Source organism: Variovorax davisae (genome assembly GCF_030316845.1).
Taxonomy (GTDB): Bacteria; Pseudomonadota; Gammaproteobacteria; order Burkholderiales; family Burkholderiaceae_C; genus Variovorax; species Variovorax davisae.
This window is the reverse complement of the sequence record NZ_JASZYS010000007.1, coordinates 120,801-135,114: the sequence shown is the minus strand read 5'-3', so window position 1 is coordinate 135,114 and position 14,314 is coordinate 120,801. Positions and strand designations below refer to the sequence as shown.

13 protein-coding genes and 1 pseudogene are annotated in these 14,314 nt (G+C 67.4%); 1 reads left to right on the top strand and 13 read right to left on the bottom strand.

What is annotated here, in order from left to right; genetic code table 11:
- Positions 1-43 precede the first annotated feature (43 nt).
- From rplI to ppsA, 6 genes are all read right to left on the bottom strand, one after another.
- Positions 44-496 (bottom strand): 50S ribosomal protein L9, encoded by a 453-nt coding sequence (gene rplI, locus QTI33_RS17615; protein ID WP_286507456.1) that lies wholly within the window; start codon positions 494-496, stop codon positions 44-46.
- A gap of 13 nt (positions 497-509) precedes the next feature.
- On the bottom strand, positions 510-791 hold the full coding sequence (gene rpsR, locus QTI33_RS17610; protein ID WP_007830781.1) for a 30S ribosomal protein S18: 282 nt from the start codon (positions 789-791) through the stop codon (positions 510-512).
- Positions 792-809: 18 nt separating this feature from the next.
- Positions 810-1,106, bottom strand: a complete 297-nt coding sequence (gene priB / locus QTI33_RS17605) for a primosomal replication protein N (protein ID WP_286507455.1) — start codon at positions 1,104-1,106, stop codon at positions 810-812.
- Positions 1,107-1,110: 4 nt separating this feature from the next.
- Complete coding sequence (rpsF, locus tag QTI33_RS17600) at positions 1,111-1,485, bottom strand: 30S ribosomal protein S6 (protein WP_286507454.1); 375 nt, start codon at positions 1,483-1,485, stop codon at positions 1,111-1,113.
- A 103-nt stretch (positions 1,486-1,588) separates the two neighbouring features.
- A complete protein-coding gene (locus QTI33_RS17595) occupies positions 1,589-2,101 on the bottom strand; it encodes a hypothetical protein (protein WP_286507453.1) in 513 nt (170 codons plus the stop codon).
- A gap of 190 nt (positions 2,102-2,291) precedes the next feature.
- On the bottom strand, positions 2,292-4,685 hold the full coding sequence (gene ppsA, locus QTI33_RS17590) for a phosphoenolpyruvate synthase (RefSeq protein ID WP_286507451.1): 2,394 nt from the start codon (positions 4,683-4,685) through the stop codon (positions 2,292-2,294).
- 188 nt (positions 4,686-4,873) lie between these two features.
- On the opposite strand from ppsA, the gene ppsR reads away from it, so the two are divergent.
- Positions 4,874-5,695 carry a posphoenolpyruvate synthetase regulatory kinase/phosphorylase PpsR gene (gene ppsR, locus QTI33_RS17585; RefSeq protein ID WP_286507450.1) on the top strand — a complete coding sequence of 274 codons (822 nt, stop codon included), beginning with the start codon at positions 4,874-4,876 and terminating at the stop codon, positions 5,693-5,695.
- Here ppsR and QTI33_RS17580 read toward each other — a convergent pair.
- The 7 genes and pseudogenes from QTI33_RS17580 to ahpC form a co-directional block, all read right to left on the bottom strand.
- The gene (locus QTI33_RS17580; protein ID WP_286507449.1) at positions 5,692-6,471 is read right to left on the bottom strand and encodes a heme ABC transporter ATP-binding protein; all 780 of its coding nucleotides are present in this window, start codon (positions 6,469-6,471) and stop codon (positions 5,692-5,694) included. The two genes, ppsR and QTI33_RS17580, sit on opposite strands and share 4 nt — an antisense overlap.
- Positions 6,468-7,505, bottom strand: a complete 1,038-nt coding sequence (locus QTI33_RS17575) for a FecCD family ABC transporter permease (protein WP_286507447.1) — start codon at positions 7,503-7,505, stop codon at positions 6,468-6,470. Before QTI33_RS17575 ends, QTI33_RS17580 begins: the two co-directional genes overlap by 4 nt.
- Complete coding sequence (locus QTI33_RS17570) at positions 7,502-8,374, bottom strand: heme/hemin ABC transporter substrate-binding protein (protein WP_286507446.1); 873 nt, start codon at positions 8,372-8,374, stop codon at positions 7,502-7,504. The genes QTI33_RS17575 and QTI33_RS17570 overlap by 4 nt, the downstream gene beginning before the upstream one ends.
- Positions 8,371-9,440: pseudogene (locus QTI33_RS17565) on the bottom strand (hemin-degrading factor). The gene QTI33_RS17570 and the pseudogene QTI33_RS17565 overlap by 4 nt, the downstream one beginning before the upstream one ends.
- Positions 9,441-9,467: 27 nt before the next feature.
- On the bottom strand, positions 9,468-11,687 hold the full coding sequence (locus tag QTI33_RS17560) for a TonB-dependent hemoglobin/transferrin/lactoferrin family receptor (RefSeq protein WP_286507444.1): 2,220 nt from the start codon (positions 11,685-11,687) through the stop codon (positions 9,468-9,470).
- Positions 11,688-11,897: 210 nt separating this feature from the next.
- Complete coding sequence (ahpF, locus tag QTI33_RS17555) at positions 11,898-13,475, bottom strand: alkyl hydroperoxide reductase subunit F (RefSeq protein WP_286507443.1); 1,578 nt, start codon at positions 13,473-13,475, stop codon at positions 11,898-11,900.
- An 80-nt stretch (positions 13,476-13,555) separates the two neighbouring features.
- Complete coding sequence (gene ahpC, locus QTI33_RS17550) at positions 13,556-14,128, bottom strand: alkyl hydroperoxide reductase subunit C (RefSeq protein WP_286507442.1); 573 nt, start codon at positions 14,126-14,128, stop codon at positions 13,556-13,558.
- Positions 14,129-14,314 lie beyond the last annotated feature (186 nt).

The following is a 14,314-nucleotide window of genomic DNA, read 5'->3' as shown; positions in this document are numbered from 1 at the left end:
CCCGAAGGCGGCTCTTTCACGCGCACGAAGCGCGTGGGGCGTCTTAGGCGCTCTCGCCGTAGACCGTGACCGTGATGTCGACCACCACGTCGGTGTGCAGCGCGACGCTGACGGTGCTGTCGCCGACGACCTTGATCGGGCCGTTGGGCATGCGCACTTGAGCCTTCGCGACCTTGTAGCCTTGCTTGTTCAGCTCTTCGGCGACGTCCGCGTTGGTGACCGAGCCGAACAGGCGGCCGTCGACGCCGGCCTTCTGCGTCAGCTTGATGGCGGTGCCGCCGAGCTTTTCGCCCTGGGCTTGCGATTCGGCCAGCTTGGCGGCCGCAGCCTTTTCGAGCTCGACGCGCTTGGCTTCGAATTCGGCCTTGTTGGCTTCGGTGGCGCGGCGCGCGCGGCCCGAGGGGATCAGGAAGTTGCGGGCGTAGCCGTCCTTGACCTTGACGATTTCGCCGAGGACGCCGAGGTTGACGACTTTGTCCAGAAGAATGACTTGCATGGTGTGTCGCTCCTTAGACGCGGTGTTGGTCGCTGTACGGCACCATCGCGAGGAAGCGGGCACGCTTGATCGCGGTGTTGAGCTGGCGCTGGTAGATCGCGCGCGTGCCGGTCAGGCGGGCGGGGATGATCTTGCCGTTTTCGCTGATGAAGTCGCGCAGGGTGTCGATGTCCTTGTAGTCGATCTCTTCGACGCCGGCGACGGTGAAGCGGCAGAAGCGCTTGCGCTTGAACAGCAGCGACTGGGTGTTGCGCTTCGGACGCTTGTCCTTGTTGAATTTCTTGAACGTGGCCATTGTTGGACCTCTAGAAAATTAGTTGAAATCTTGAACGTGCAGAACAGGATGCTTGGCCGTACCCGGTGTCGCGAGGAAGCCCTGGAATCGCCAGAGACTGCCCAGTTCCTGCCTTGCGAGCCGTTCGGCCACTGCGCCGAAGGCGACGGCCTTGATGGCCGCCTTGACCTGTCGGGGCTGGGCCGCTTCGGTCACTGTCGACTCGTGTTCGAGTCGCAGGTCGATGGCGGGCAGTCCGGCAGGCGTGTATCGCAAGGCTCCGAGTTCGGCGACGCAGGCAGTCAGCAGCAGCTGATTGACCGCGGCAACGCTCACGCCATCAGTTGTTGTTGGCGGCGTATTCGGCCTGCTGGGCCTTGCGGGCCTCTTCGCGCTCGACCGTCTTCATCATCGACGAAGGACCGGTGTCGGCCTTCTTCTTGACCACGGTGAGGTGGCGCAGGACGGCGTCGTTGAACTTGAACGCGTGCTCGAGTTCGGCCATGACGGTCTGCTCGGCTTCGATGTTCACGCACAGGTAGTGCGCCTTGTTCAGCTTGTTGATCTGGTAGGCCAGCTGGCGGCGGCCCCAGTCTTCGACGCGGTGGATCTTGCCGCCGCCAGCCGTGATCAGGCCCTTGTAGCGCTCCAGCATGGCCGGAACCTGCTCGCTCTGATCCGGGTGGATCAGCAAAATGATTTCATAGTGACGCATTGGCACTCCTTGTGGATTTCCCCCGATGTGGTTCGAGGAAAGGGGTTGAGCCACCCGCGGCGTCAGACGTGGTGTGGCAAGGCAAAGCCGTAAATTATAGCACTCAGGCGCCGCGCAGTGCCCGCTCGAGCGCCGCGGCCTTGTCAGGACCCACTGCCGCCTGGATCTTCGGGAACAATTCCAGCAGCTGCTCGTAGTTCGCGGTTCCCTCGACCGACAGGTTGAGCCTGAAGCCGCGCAAGCCCAGGCTGCCCGTGAGCTGGGTCGCGATCGGATAGGCGTCCTTGTAGCGCTGCTGGTCGGAGCGGCCGTCGGCCGGCGCAGCGGCCACGGGGGCAGGCGCAGGCGTGGGCGCCGCCGCGGGCACGGGTGCAGGCGCGGACGCCGCCGCGGGCACGGCAGCGGCGGCAGCGCCGGCCTCGCCGACGAGCGCCAGCAGGCCCTGCGCGATCATCTGGTCGATTTCCTCGCGGCTCACGCCCATCCCGGCCTCGAGCACGTCGCCGACGCTTTGCTTGCCGTCGCAGAGGATGAACGCCGTGCGCTGGCGGGGGGTCAGCGCGATCGAACGATCCTTCAGGACGCGCTGACCGGCTTCAGTCTTGACAAGAATCATGGGGTTCCTCGACGCCAGGGCCAGGGAGCATGCAGGTCCGCGAAGCGGACCCGATGCAACATGGCCATGAGTTTGACATCAAAGATGCATTTGGTTGCAAATACACCAAGCTGACACGGGGATTACAACCGCAACCTGACCGAAGTCGTTGCGCGGCGGTGACAGCACTGCCCCCGCCGCCCTTCCACGGTCAGCGCTTGGCGAGCTGCTGCCAGGTCTCGATCACGCTGTCGGGGTTCAGCGAAATCGACTCGATCCCCTGTTCGGCCAGCCAGAGCGCGAAGTCCGGATGGTCGCTGGGGCCCTGGCCGCAGATGCCGACGTACTTGCCCTGGGCCTTGCAGGCCTTGATGACCTTCTCCAGCAAGGCCTTGACGGCCGGGTCGCGCTCGTCGAAGTCCGCCGCCAGCAGTTCGAGGCCGGAATCACGGTCCAGGCCCAGCGTGAGCTGGGTCAGGTCGTTGGAGCCGATCGAGAAGCCGTCGAAGAACTTGAGGAACTCTTCCGGCAGGATGGCATTGCTCGGCACCTCGCACATCATGATCAGCTTGAGCTCGTTCTCGCCGCGCTTCAGGCCGTGCTCGCCCAGCAGTTCGGTCACGCGCTGAGCCTGGCCCAGGGTGCGCACGAAGGGCACCATGATCTGCACGTTGGTCAGGCCCATCTCGTTGCGCACGCGCTTGAGCGCCTCGCATTCCATCGCGAAGGCCTCGCCGAACTCGCCGCTCAGGTAGCGCGCCGCGCCGCGGAAGCCCAGCATCGGGTTCTCTTCCTCGGGCTCGTAGCGGCTGCCGCCGATCAGCTTGCGGTATTCGTTCGACTTGAAGTCCGACAGCCGCACGATCACCGGCTTGGGCCAGAAGGCGGCGCCGATGGTGGCGATGCCCTCGGCCACCTTGTCGACGTAGAAGGCGCGCGGCGAGGCATGGCCGCGGGCCACCGACTCGACCGCCTTCTTGAGGTCGGCATCGACGTTCGGGTAGTCGAGGATCGCCTTCGGGTGGACGCCGATGTTGTTGTTGATGATGAACTCGAGCCGCGCCAGGCCGACGCCGTGGTTCGGCAGCTGGGCGAAGTCGAAGGCCAGCTGCGGATTGCCGACGTTCATCATGACCTTGAGGTCGATCGGCGGCATCTCGCCGCGCTGGACTTCGGTCACCTCGGTTTCGAGCAGGCCGTCGTAGATGAAGCCGGTGTCGCCTTCGGCGCAGCTCACGGTCACCAGGGTGCCTTCCTTGAGCAGGTCGGTGGCGTCGCCGCAGCCGACCACCGCCGGGATGCCGAGCTCGCGGGCGATGATCGCCGCGTGGCAGGTGCGCCCGCCGCGGTTGGTGACGATCGCGGCGGCCCGCTTCATCACCGGCTCCCAGTTCGGGTCGGTCATGTCGGTGACCAGCACGTCGCCGGCCTGGACCTTGTCCATCTCGCTGATGCTGTGGACCAGGCGCACCGGTCCGGTGCCGATCTTCTGGCCGATCGCACGGCCTTCGGCCAGCACCGCGCCCCGGCCCAGCAGCTTGTAGCGCTGCTCGGCCTTGCCCTGCTGCTGGCTCTTAACGGTTTCAGGGCGGGCCTGCAGGATGTAGAGCTGGCCGTCGGTGCCGTCCTTGCCCCATTCGATGTCCATCGGACGGCCGTAGTGCTCCTCGATCACCAGCGCGTACTTCGCCAGCTGCTCGACGTCGGCGTCGGTCAGCGAATAGCGGTTGCGCTGCTCGGTCGGCACGTCGGTGGTCTTCACCAGCTTGCCGCTGGCGGCCTTTTCGGCCGCGGTCGCGAACTCCATCTGGATCAGCTTGGAGCCCAGGTTGCGGCGGATCACGGCCCGCTTGCCGGCGCGCAGGGTCGGCTTGTGGACGTAGAACTCGTCGGGGTTCACGGCGCCCTGCACCACCGTCTCGCCGAGGCCGTAGCTCGAGGTGATGAACACCACGTCCTCGAAGCCGGATTCGGTGTCGATCGTGAACATCACGCCGGCGGCGCCGAGGTCGCTGCGGACCATGCGCTGCACACCCGCCGACAGCGCCACCACGTCGTGGGCGAAGCCCTTGTGGACCCGGTAGCTGATCGCGCGGTCGTTGTAGAGGGAGGCGAACACCTCCTTCATCTTGTGCAGCACGTCCTCGATGCCGACCACGTTGAGGAAGGTCTCCTGCTGGCCGGCGAAGGAGGCGTCGGGCAGGTCTTCGGCCGTGGCCGACGAGCGCACCGCGAAGCTGGCCTGGGGATTGCCCGCCGACAGGGTGGCGAAGGCGTCCGCGATCGCCTTCTGCAGGTCGGCGGGGAAAGGCTGGGCCTCGACCATGGCGCGGATCTCGCCGCCCACGGTGGCCAGGGCGCGCACGTCCTCGGTGTCGAGCGCGGCCAGCTTGGCGCTGATCTTGTCGGCCAGGCCGTCGTGGGCCAGGAACTGGCGGAAGGCATGGGCCGTGGTAGCGAAGCCGGTGGGCACCCGGACGCCCTGCGGCAGCTGGGAAATCATCTCGCCGAGACTGGCGTTCTTGCCGCCGACCGACTCGACGTCGGTCATTCTCAGGTTTTCGAACGGGACGACCAGGGCGGTCGCTTCGAAGAGGTCAGACATGGGAAAGCTCCAGAAGTTGAAACTGTGGCTGCATGCAGGCGGCACGACGCGATCGTTCTTCTTGCTCTGGGCATCGGCGGGGGGTGCATGCTGGAATTCGAAGGGGAAAAGTGCTCGGCTTTCCCGATAATGGGGCGAATTGTAGGCGCGGCGGGGTTCGGCGTGCCGCAGGACAAGGTCGCCAATCCATGCACACGCGCACAGTCTTCTTCGTTTCCGACGGCACCGGCATCACGGCCGAAACCTTCGGCAATGCCGTTCTGGCCCAGTTCGAGATGAAGCCGCGCCATGTGCGGCTGCCCTTCACCGACACGGTCGACAAGGCGCACCAGGCGGTTCGCAAGATCAACCACACGGCCGAAATCGAGGGCGTCCGGCCGATCGTCTTCACGACGCTGGCCAACATGGAGGTGCTCGAAGTCATCGAGACCGGCTGCAAGGGCATGCTGCTCGACATGTTCGGCACCTTCGTGCGCCCGCTCGAGATCGAGCTCGCCATGAAGTCCAACCACCGGATCGGGCGCTTCAGCGACGTCAGCAAGAGCAAGGAATACGACGCCCGCATCCAGGCCATCGATTTCAGCCTGGCGCACGACGACGGCCAGAGCAACCGCGACCTCGAGGGCGCCGACGTGATCCTGGTCGGCGTCAGCCGCAGCGGCAAGACGCCGACCTCGCTCTACCTGGCCATGCAGCATGGCCTGAAAGCCGCCAACTACCCGCTGATCCCCGAGGATTTCGAGCGCCGCCAGCTGCCGCCGGCGCTGATGCCGCACCGCAAGAAGATCTTCGGGCTCACCATCCAGCCCGAGCGGCTGAGCGAGATCCGCAACGAGCGGCGGCCGAACTCCCGCTACGCGAGCCTCGAAAGCTGCCGCCACGAGGTCAGCGAGGCCGAGGCGATGATGCGGCGGGCCGGCATCCGCTGGCTGTCGACCACCACCAAGTCGATCGAGGAGATCGCGACCACGATCCTGCAGGAACTTCGTCCAGAGCGACTGACGTACTAGCCGAACAAGTATTGGACGGTGCCGTCGGCAGCCGCCACCGGCTGGCAGGGCATGCCCCAGACGCGCTCGATCAGCGCCGGCTGCAGCACCTGCGCCGCCGGCCCCTGCTGCACGCCACCGCCGCCCACCAGCACCACCACCTCGTCGGCATAGCGGCGCGCCAGGTTGAGGTCGTGCAGCACGGCGACGATGCCCACGCCCTGCCCCGCCCAGCCGCGCAGCAGGCGCATCGCGGCATGCTGGTGCGACAGGTCGAGGGCAGCGGTCGGCTCGTCCAGCAGCAGCCAGCGGGCCCGGCCGTCGGGCCGCGGCTCCCACAGCTGGGCCAGGGCCCGCGCCATCTGCACCCGCGACTTCTCGCCGCCCGAGAGCGTGTTGAGCACGCGCTGCGCCAGCGCCGACACGTCGGTCAGCGCCATCGCGCCGTCGATGATCGCGTCTTCGTCCCGGCTCGGCGTGCGGCGGTGGGGGAAGCGTCCCAACGCGACGATGTCCTGTGCGCTGAAGTCGAAGGCGACGGCGCTTTCCTGCGGCATGAGCGCGCGCCGCAGCGCCAGCGCGGCCGGCCTGTGGTCGGCCAGCGGCTGGCGCTCGAGCAGCACTTCGCCCCGGTCCGGCCGGCGCTGGCCGCCCAGCACCGACAGCAGCGTGGACTTGCCCGCGCCGTTGGGTCCCAGGATGGCGGTCACCCGGCCCGGGTGCAGCGTGATGTCGGCGCCGGCCAGCAAGGTCTTGCCGCCGAGCCGCAGGTCGATGTCGGTGCAGGCCAGCGTCACAGGCGCCCCCTGAAATGCCGCAGCATCAGCAGGAACATCGGCACCCCGATGAAGGCGGTCAGCACGCCCAGCGGCAGCTCGGTCGGCGCCATCACGGTGCGCGCCACGGTGTCGGCCTCCAGCACCAGCACCGCGCCGAGCAGCGCCGAGCCCGGCAGCACCACCCGGTGGTCGGGCCCGGCCACCAGCCGCACCCAGTGCGGCGCGATCAGGCCGACGAAGCCGATGATGCCGGTGGTGGCCGTCACCGCGCCGACCGCGAAGGCGGTCACCAGGATGGCGCGCCGCTTGACGCGCTCGACGTCGACGCCGAGCAGCGTGGCCTGCGCCTCGCCGAGCGCGATCGCGTTCAGCGGCGCCGCCAGCGTCAGTCCAGCGCCGAGCGCGACCAGCACGATCGCGGCGACCAGCCCCACGGCGCTCCAGCGCGCGCCGCCCAGGCTGCCCAGCAGCCAGAACTGCAGGCTGCGCAACTGCTCGTCGCTGGCCATCACGCTGAGGAAGCCGAGTCCCGCCCCCGCCAGCGCATTGATCGCAATGCCGGCCAGCAGCATGAGCGCCATGCGCGTGCTGCCTTCGCTGCGCGACAGGCCGTAGATCAGCAGCGTGACCAGGAAGCCGCCACCGAAGGCCATGCTGACCAGCGTCCAGCTGCCCAGGCTGCGCGGCAGCACCGGCATCAGCCAGGCGCCGAGCACGATCGTCACGCCGGCGGCCAGCGCGGCGCCGCTGCTGATGCCGATCAGGCCCGGGTCGGCCAGCGGATTGCGGAACAGGCCCTGCATCAGCGTGCCGGCCATGCCCAGCCCGGCGCCGGCGGCGACGCCGAGCACCAGCCGGGGCAGCCGGATGTTGACGAACACCAGGTACTCGGGCGACGGATCGGCCCCGCCCTGCCAGATCGAGGCGAACACGCCCATCAGCTGCGAGCCGCTGATCGCGTAGGCGCCCGAGGCGGCGCCGACGACCAGGCTCAGCAGCAGCAGCGCGAACCCGCCCGCCAGCGTGGCGCGCATCGTCAGCCGTCCGCTCATGCCGCGCGCAGGCTCTGGTGCAGTTCGCCGACGGCGGCGGGCAGGCGCGGGCCGAAGCCCAGCAGCAGCAAGGCGTCCTGGGTCACCAGGGCCCGGCGCTTGTAGGCCGGCGTCAGCGCCAGCTCGGGCCGCTGCCAGAACTTCTCGGCGCCGCCATGGGCCTCGATGCTCTGCGTGGTGGTCAAGATGACGTCGGGCGCGGCGCTGGCCATCGCCTCGGCGGTCATCGGCCGGTAGCCCTGGAAACCCGAGAGGCAGTTGACGCCGCCGGCGAAGCCGATCACCGCGTTGGCGGCCGTCTTCTCGCCCGAGACCTGCGGACTGGCACTGTGCGACAGCACGAACAGGACGCGCGGCTTGCGGCCGGGGCTTGCCGCCACTCGCTGCTGCAGTTCGGCCCATGCGGCATCGAGGCGCGCCATCAGCGCGCGCGCCTGCGGTTCGCGCGCCGCAGCGCGGCCCACGGCCGCGACCTTGCGCTGCACCTCGGACCAGCTGTGGTCGGCCTCGACCAGTTCCAGCCGGACGCCGGCCGTGCGCAGCTGGTCGAGCACCACCGGCGGCCCCGATTCGGTGGTGGCGATCACCGCGTCGGGCTTCAGCGACAGGAGGCCTTCGGCGGAGAGCTGGCGCATGTAGCCGACCTTGGGCGTCTGCCGGGCCGCCTCCGGGTAGAGGCTGGTGGTGTCGGTGCCGACCAGTTGCGATTCGGCGCCCAGCGCATAGACCACCTCGGTGATCGCGCCGCTGATGGTCACCAGGCGCGGCGCCCGCGGGGCCTGCGCCAGCGCCGTACCGGCCCAGGCCGCCAGGGCGCCCGCACCGGCCAGGCGCAGCGCCTCGCGGCGATTTCGCATCGGCTGCGTCATGGGTTCACCTCCAGCGTCGGCAGCTTGCGCACCAGCGCGCGCCAGTCCTCGCGCTCGGCATCGCCGGCTTGCGGGTGCCGAAGAACATCGCCATCAGGCCGCCCTCCCCATCGAAGGCCTCGACCGAGGTCACGACCCCGTCGCTGGTGGGCTTCTCGACGATCCAGACGCTGTCGATCAGGTCTTCGCGCAGGTGCAGGTTGAAGCCCGGGTCGAGCACGTTGAGCCACTGCATGCCGCGCATCTCCATTGGCTCGATGCGCACCACCGGCCCGCTGTGGATCTGGATGCAGCCCGGACTGCCGACGAAGACCATGATCGGCGTGCCCGCGAAGGAGGCTTCGAGGAGCAGCTCGCGCACCGCCGTGCGCTGCGCGCGCTTCGTGAAGCCGCCTTCGCTCAGGCGGAAGCTCTGCTGGCGCTCGACCTCGAACTTGTTCAGCAGTCCGAAGAACTGGTGCGTGTCGGTCATGCCGCTCCAGGCTTCGGCCAGCCCGGCGCGGTCGATCTCGCCGTCGGGCCGCGGCGGCGCCTTGGCTTCGGCGGGCGCGAAGGCGACCTGCTGCGCCGCATCCGCATGAGCCTGAGCGACCGCCTCGAAGGCGCCGCGATCGGTCGCGTCGCGGGCGAAGATCTTGTGCACGGCGATGCCGCTGGCGTCGAAGAACTGCAGGCTCAGCGCCGCCGGCTGGCCCGCGTTGGCGGCCGCCTCGCTGACGAAGAAGCCCGCATGCCAGTGCTTGAAGAAAAGCCGCAGGTCGATCTCCTCGCCGAGTGCCAGTCCCATCTGGGCGCCGCCGGACAGGTTGCGGTAGACGCCGGTCTTTTCATGCACCGTCGAGGTGTTGCGCGTCAAGGCCAGCACCGGCCCGCAGCGCTCGAGCGACTGCAGCAGCGCCAGCCACGGCCCGCGCAGCGGCGTCGCCCGCAGGCCGCGCTCATGGTCGCCCGCGTGGGCGGCGATGGCCTCGCCTTCGCTGATGCCGAGCGCTTCGGCGGCATCCTTGTGGCGCTTGCCCTCGGCGCGCAGGGTGGCGAATCGTTCGCGTACGAGTTCAGGTTTCATCATGCGTGCTTGCTTTCGAGAGGTGGATCAGAAATCGGCCACGAGCGACACGTTGAAATGCCGTCCGGGCTGCGTGTAGGCGTCGACCACGGGCGAGGTGGCCGCGAGGCCGCGCACGTCGCTCCACATCCAGTACTTCTTGTCGGTGAGGTTGACGACCGCGACGTTCAGCCGCAGGTCGCGCCGGATACGCCACTGCGCATTGAGGTCGAGCGTGGTGGCCGACGGCGTGAGGAACTGGACGCCGATCGTGACCTCGGCCGGATCGACGTCGCTGCGCTTCTTGGCCGCGTGGTGGACCGCGTCGAGGCGCACGCTCCACATCGGCGCCTGGTACTTCAGGCCGACGGCCAGCTTCTGCGGATCGACCGAGTTGAGCGGCACGTGGCTGGTGCGGTCTTCGCCGCGCGCCTGGCCGTAGGCGATCGGCAAGGTGAAGCCGGTGCCGTTGTTGGTCCAGTCGAACTCGCCCTTGAGCTCGAAGCCATGGATGCGCGCGCGCCCGATGTTGACCGACTGGAAGGTCGCCGGATTGGTGCGCGAGCCGAACACGCCGCCGACCTGGCGATCGTTCTCGATCAGGTCCCGGTAGTTGCCCGTGAAGACGGCGGCTTCGAAGTTCAGGATGCCGGCCCGGCCCCGGGTGCCGAGTTCGAAGTTGTCGCTGGTCTCGGGCTTCAGGTTCGGGTTGGGAATCGTCCGGTAGCCGGAGATCACGTTCTCGAAGAAGTTGTTGACCTGGAAGGCATTGGGGGCCTTGAAGCCCGAGGCGTAGTTGCCGTAGAGCGTCCATTGCGGCGTCGCGCGGTACAGCACGCCCAGCTTGGGCGAGACCGCCGAATCGGACAGCGAGACCGCCGTGGGCCCGAAGCCGGCCTGCTTGGCGTCGATGTCGAAATGGTCGATGCGCACGCCCGGCGTGATGCTCCACTGGTCGTGGATGAGTTCGTCCTGGATGTAGAAGGCCGCGGTCTTTTCCGTCGTGTCGGGAAAGCGCTTGAGCGGATAGACCTCTCCGGCCGGCGGCACCAGCCCGGTCTGCAGGTTCTCGACCTGGGTGTTGGTGTAGTCGATGCCGAAGGTGATGCGCTGCGACCAGTCGCCGGCCATGCGCAGCGTCTTGTCGGCCTGCAGGCCGGCCTGCCAGGTGTTCTCGCTGTAGGTGACATCACGCATGCGGTCGGCGGCGGCGTAACGCTTCTCCCAGGCTTGTTCGCGCGAATCCGACTTCTGGTAGCTCAGGTAGCCGAGCAGGTCGTCGGCCAGCACCGAGTTGACGTGCAGCCGGCCGTCCCAGGTCAGGCGGTCGCGCTGCAGGTCGGTCAAGGCGCCGAGGCCGGTCACCGAGGTCGAGGTGTAGGGCGGTTTCGAAATGCCCGACAGCAGGTCGTAGCCGGTCGACCTGGCCACATGCTCGAACGTGAGGTTGTGCGTCAGGTCGGCATTCGGCTTCACGATCAGCTTGGCGAGCAGCGACTGGCTGTTGCCTTGCTCGGGATTGGGCGCCGTGCGGTCGCTGTTGCGGGCGTCGTTGGTGCCCATGTTCTCCAGCTCGTGCGTACGGCTGCCGTTGGCGGAGATCAGCCAACTCACCGTGTCGCTGGCCTTGCCAGCCAGCGTCACGCCGCCCTGCCAGCCGTTGTCGTCGCCGCTGTAGCCGACGTTGGCGCTGCCGCCGAAGGTCTTGCCGTCGGCGAGGAAGGACTCCGGCTGCCGGGTGATGAAGTTGACGAGGCCGGCCAGCCCGTCGGACCCGTAGAGCGCGGAGGCCGGTCCCTTGATGATCTCGATGCGCTCGATCAGGCCGAGGTCGAAGTAGTCGCGGCCGAAGGCATTGGCGCTGAAGACGTAGCTGCGCGGCATCCGGATGCCATCGGTCATCAGCAGCACGCGGTTGCCGTCCAGGCCGCGGATATTGAAGCCCGCATTGCCGTCGCGCCCGGTGTTGCCGGTCGCGAGGCCGAAGCGCGCAGGCGCCCGGCGGACCGACACGTTGGGGATGTCGCGCACCGCGTCGCGGATGTGGTGGATCTGGTCGAACTCGATCTGCTCCCGGTCGATCACCTCGACGGTGGCCGGGATGTCGTCCTTGTTCTGCTCGGAGCGGGTGCCGCTCACCACGATCTCGCCGAGTGCCGCCACCCGGGCGGGGCCGGCCTCCTGGGCCGACGAAAGGGTGCCGAAGCCGGAAGCGATCAGCCAGGGGAGGATGCGAAGACGATGCGAGAAGGCAGTGGAGCGTGACACGTGAAGTCCAGGGACAGCGATTGGAGAAGCTGCTCGCTGGACCGCACGCCGCGAAAGGCGCGGCGCGATCTTGCTGGCGGGTGGAGGGCTAAGTGCCCGGCCCGTACTATATGAGAATAATTCTCATTAGTAACTGAATGTCGTTCTTTTTTGAGGGGCGATGGGGCCGCAGACAGCCCCCGCAAGGGGGCTGGCGAGGCGACCACTCGCTCAGGCCGCGACCGCTTCTTCCGCCGGGGCCGAGGTGCGGATCAGGTGGTCGAAGGCGCTCAACGCCGCCTTCGCGCCATCGCCGGCCGCGATGATGATCTGCTTGAACGGCACGGTGGTGGCGTCGCCGGCGGCGAACACGCCGGGCACCGAGGTCTGGCCCTTGGCATCCACCACGATCTCGCCGTGCTTCGACAGCTCGACCGTGCCCTTGAGCCAGTCGGTGTTGGGTACCAGGCCGATCTGCACGAACACCCCTTCGAGCGGCACCTGGTGGCTCTGGCCGGTCGCGCGGTCCTTGTAGACCAGGCCGTCGACCTTCTGGCCGTCGCCGGTGATCTCGGTGGTCTGCGCGTTCAGGTGCACCGTGACGTTGGCGAGGCTGCGCAGCTTGCGCTGCAGCACCGCGTCGGCGCGCAGCTGCGTGTCGTACTCGATCAAGGTCACGTGGCCGACGATGCCGGCCAGGTCGATCGCCGCCTCGACGCCCGAGTTGCCGCCGCCGATCACCGCCACCCGCTTGCCCTTGAACAGCGGACCGTCGCAGTGCGGGCAGTAGGCCACGCCCTTGTTCTTGTACTCGTGCTCGCCGGGCACGTTGATGTTGCGCCAGCGCGCACCGGTCGAGATCACGACCGAACGGCTCTTCAGCGACGCCCCGCTCTCGAGCTGGATCTCGATGAAGCCGTCGCCCGCCACCAGACCGGCGGCGCGCTGCAGGTTCATGATGTCGACGTCGTAGTCGCGCACATGCTCCTCGAGCGCCAGGGCGAACTTGGGCCCCTCGGTCTCCTTGATCGAGATGAAGTTCTCGATGCCCATGGTGTCGAGCACCTGGCCGCCGAAGCGCTCCGAGGCGACACCGGTGCGAATGCCCTTGCGCGCCGCGTACACCGCGGCCGCGGCACCCGCGGGGCCGCCGCCGACGATCAGGACGTCGAACGGCGCCTTGGCGGCGATCTTCTTCGCTTCGCGCTCGACGCCGCTGGTGTCGATCTTGGCGAGGATCTCCTCCAGGCTCATGCGGCCCTGGCCGAATTCGGTGCCGTTCAGGAAGACGGTCGGCACGGCCATGATCTGGCGTTCCTTGACCTCGTCCTGGAACAGCGAGCCGTCGATCATCGTGGTCTTGATGCGCGGGTTCTGGATCGCCATCAGGTTCAGCGCCTGGACCACGTCCGGGCAGTTGTGGCAGGTCAGCGAGATGTAGATCTCGAACTCGAAGTCGCCGTCGAGCGCGCGGATTTGTTTCAGCACCGCCTCGTCGACCTTGGGCGGGTAGCCGCCGACCTGCAACAGGGCCAGCACCAGGGACGTGAATTCGTGGCCCATCGGCAGGCCCGCGAAACGCGGACCGTGGTTTTCGCTGGGCCGGTTGATGGAGAAGGATGGCTTGCGATGCTGGTCGTCCCGGCTCTCGCTGACCTTCACCAGCGCAGACGACTCGGCCACGTCCTTCAGCAGCGCCTGCAGCTCGCCCGACGCCTTGCTGTCATCGAGCGAAGCCACGATCTCGATCGGCTGCGTGATGCGGTCGAGGTAGCTTTTGAGTTGCGATTTGGTACCGGCGTCGAGCATGGTGACTTTCTTTTCAAATGCGATGGAAACAAAAAAGCCCGGGTGCGAACGCGCCCGGGCTGTGGCGCGAACCAGGCGGCTTAGATCTTGCCGACCAGGTCGAACGAAGGCTTGAGCGTTTCGGCGCCTTCGGTCCACTTGGCGGGGCAGACTTCGCCCGGGTGAGCGGCGACGTACTGGGCGGCCTTCACGCGGCGCAGCAGTTCGGCGGCGTCACGGCCGATGCCGTTGTCGTGCACTTCGATGGTCTTGATCTTGCCTTCGGGGTCGATCACGAAGGTGCCGCGGTAGGCCAGGCCGGCGTCTTCGCCTTCTTCGATCAGGACCTGGAAGGCGCGGGCCAGCTGCTGGCTCGGGTCGCCGATCAGCGGGTACTGCACCTTGCCGATGGTCTCGGACGTGTCGTGCCAGGCCTTGTGGGTGAAGTGGGTGTCGGTCGACACGCCATACACCTCGACGCCGAGCTTCTGGAATTCGGCATAGTGATCGGCCAAGTCACCCAGTTCGGTCGGGCACACGAAGGTGAAGTCGGCCGGGTAGAACACGACCACGGACCACTTGCCCTTGAAGTTGTCGTTGCTGACGGGCACGAACTTGCCGTTGTGATACGCGGTGGCCTTGAACGGGATGATTTCGGTGTTGATCAGGGACATTGAGTTTCCTTGGAGGCTGATGAGTGCGAGTCATTAGTATAACTACCAATATTGGCTTTTAGATAGCCAGGAGCTATTAAATGCATTGCCCACCCCTATGAATGCGAACACCTATCACCCTCACCCGCATGCAGACCGTATGCGCATGGGTTTGCTTGCGCCGCCGCAGGGCGGGCTCGCACAATC

What these genes read in the sequence shown, in the direction of transcription:
- rplI (WP_286507456.1), bottom strand. Translation starts at nt 496, where the DNA reads ATGCAAGTCATTCTTCTGGACAAAGTCGTCAACCTCGGCGTCCTCGGC.
- rpsR (WP_007830781.1), bottom strand. Translation starts at nt 791, where the DNA reads ATGGCCACGTTCAAGAAATTCAACAAGGACAAGCGTCCGAAGCGCAAC.
- rpsF (WP_286507454.1), bottom strand. Translation starts at nt 1,485, where the DNA reads ATGCGTCACTATGAAATCATTTTGCTGATCCACCCGGATCAGAGCGAG.
- QTI33_RS17595 (WP_286507453.1), bottom strand. Translation starts at nt 2,101, where the DNA reads ATGATTCTTGTCAAGACTGAAGCCGGTCAGCGCGTCCTGAAGGATCGT.
- ppsA (WP_286507451.1), bottom strand. Translation starts at nt 4,685, where the DNA reads ATGTCTGACCTCTTCGAAGCGACCGCCCTGGTCGTCCCGTTCGAAAAC.
- ppsR (WP_286507450.1), top strand. Translation starts at nt 4,874, where the DNA reads ATGCACACGCGCACAGTCTTCTTCGTTTCCGACGGCACCGGCATCACG.
- QTI33_RS17575 (WP_286507447.1), bottom strand. Translation starts at nt 7,505, where the DNA reads ATGAGCGGACGGCTGACGATGCGCGCCACGCTGGCGGGCGGGTTCGCG.
- QTI33_RS17570 (WP_286507446.1), bottom strand. Translation starts at nt 8,374, where the DNA reads ATGACGCAGCCGATGCGAAATCGCCGCGAGGCGCTGCGCCTGGCCGGT.
- ahpF (WP_286507443.1), bottom strand. Translation starts at nt 13,475, where the DNA reads ATGCTCGACGCCGGTACCAAATCGCAACTCAAAAGCTACCTCGACCGC.
- ahpC (WP_286507442.1), bottom strand. Translation starts at nt 14,128, where the DNA reads ATGTCCCTGATCAACACCGAAATCATCCCGTTCAAGGCCACCGCGTAT.